The sequence below is a fragment of the Mesorhizobium sp. M1A.F.Ca.IN.020.06.1.1 genome (assembly GCF_004023265.1).
GTDB lineage: Bacteria > Pseudomonadota > Alphaproteobacteria > Rhizobiales > Rhizobiaceae > Mesorhizobium.
Genome location: NZ_RZSR01001229.1, coordinates 1 through 1,438, shown reverse-complemented (window position 1 = coordinate 1,438; position 1,438 = coordinate 1). Strand labels below are relative to the sequence as shown.

Annotated in this window: 1 protein-coding gene and 1 pseudogene; both read left to right on the top strand. The window is 60.4% G+C overall.

The genetic code is table 11. The features are described 5' to 3' along the window. The first annotated feature begins 288 nt into the window (after positions 1-288). The gene (locus EOA60_RS32755; protein WP_067329607.1) at positions 289-912 is read left to right on the top strand and encodes a response regulator transcription factor; all 624 of its coding nucleotides are present in this window, start codon (positions 289-291) and stop codon (positions 910-912) included. Positions 913-1,034: 122 nt separating this feature from the next. Continuing rightward, a pseudogene (locus EOA60_RS32750) lies at positions 1,035-1,438 on the top strand (aminotransferase class V-fold PLP-dependent enzyme); the annotation flags it as partial.

Sequence of the window (1,438 nt, the reverse complement as noted above, 5' to 3'; positions counted from 1 at the left end):
ATGCGGCAGATAGGGTCGAGACACGATTCGTCCTGAGAAAATATAGCCGTAGCGCGCGGAATACTCAGAGAAATGTCCCCGCGACGCCTCCCGGTAAAGGCGGGTCGCGCCGCATTTGCGGGTTCAGCCGCCGCGACAGCGCATGTCGCTGCGGAAAGAGCGCCCTTTTGCCGTTGGGGCAGAATTGCCATGATGCAGGTCCAGGTGGATCGGCAAGATCGACAGGACAATCGGCAGGCCTTGAACCGCAAGTCCCGGAAAACGAACGAAGCAGTTGGCGAGCAGCGCGTGCGTGTTATCGTCGCCGAGCGCAATCCGCTTGTCGTGTCTGCGCTTCGCGAGATGCTGGAATGCGACGGGCGTTTCGAGCTGTTGAGCTCCGTGCCGAGCGGCAAGCAATTCCTGGAATTGGCGGCGAACACCAGGTTCGACGTCGCCGTCATCGGCTGGAAGCTCGCCGACATGGATGGCGCCGATGTCCTGGCGGAAATCCAGAACCGCAAGCTCGACCTGCGCATCACGGTCTTTTCCAATGATCATGACATCGGCATCCTGAAGCAGTGCGTGCGGCTCGGCGCCCAGGGCTATTGCTTTCAGTTCGACGATCCTTCGATCATATTCGAGACGATCCTGGCGGTCGCGCATGGGCGGATCTGCATCCCTTACATCGACATCAACAAGGTCAACGATACGCCGCTGTCGCAACTCACCGTGCGCGAGCGCGAATTGCTTGCGGTGCTTTCCGATGGCTGGACCAATCTCCAGATCGCGACCCGCACCGGGATCTCCGAGAACACGGTGAAGTACCATCTCAAAAATCTTTACGACAAGCTTGACGTGCGCAACCGCGCCATGGCTGTCGCGCTCTATGCCAACGAGAAGCGACGCGGCTCCAAATCGCCTTTCGGGTAGGCGGATCGGGTAGGCTCGACCTACCCACGCGTGGCGACAACTTACCCGGCAAGGTGTTGTCGCTCGGCGCCATCGACATGAAACTTCCTCCAGCATCCCAAAAACGCAGGAGGAGTTTGCGCATGGCCGGGTTTACCCATCTTTTCATCCCTGGACCCACCAACATTCCTGAAGAGGTCCGGCAGGCGATGAACCTGCCGATGGAAGACATGCGCGCCGCCTCCTTCCCCAATCTCACGCTCCCGCTGTTCGAGGACATCAAGAAGGTTTTCAAGAACGAGACCGGCCGCGTCTTCATCTATCCGTCGTCCGGCACCGGCGCCTGGGAGGCGGCGATGACCAACGTGCTCAACCCGGGCGACCGGGTGCTTATGTCGCGCTTCGGCCAGTTCTCGCATCTGTGGGTCGACATGGCCGAGCGCCTCGGCTTCGACGTCGACGTCATCGATTGTGAATGGGGAACCGGCGTCCCGCTCGACCTCTATGCCGAAAGGCTGCGGGCGGACAAGGCGCACCAGATCAAGGC